The organism is Mediterraneibacter sp. 210702-DFI.5.30 (assembly GCF_020560115.1).
In the GTDB taxonomy this organism is placed as follows: domain Bacteria; phylum Bacillota; class Clostridia; order Lachnospirales; family Lachnospiraceae; genus Mediterraneibacter; species Mediterraneibacter faecis.
Genome location: NZ_JAJCME010000296.1, coordinates 1 through 207, shown reverse-complemented (window position 1 = coordinate 207; position 207 = coordinate 1). Strand labels below are relative to the sequence as shown.

The window sequence follows — 207 nt, the reverse complement described above, 5'->3', positions numbered from 1 at the left end:
AATTGAATACTGGTGTAGGGATCAACCGTAAAGTCTTTCAGATTGCGATTGTTGACGCCGACAATCCGCGCGCCGCTTTTAAGAGCCCTTTGCAGTTCGAATTCGTTATGTGCTTCAACTAATGCATCCATGCCAAGACTTTCTGCCAGCTGTCTATACTCAGTCAGCTGCTCAACGGAAAGCAGACCCGCAATCAGCAGAATCGCC

General features: G+C 48.3%; 1 pseudogene. It reads right to left on the bottom strand.

Annotation, left to right across the window (positions count from 1 at the left end):
• Positions 1-207: pseudogene (locus LI126_RS15610) on the bottom strand (indole-3-glycerol phosphate synthase TrpC); the annotation flags it as partial.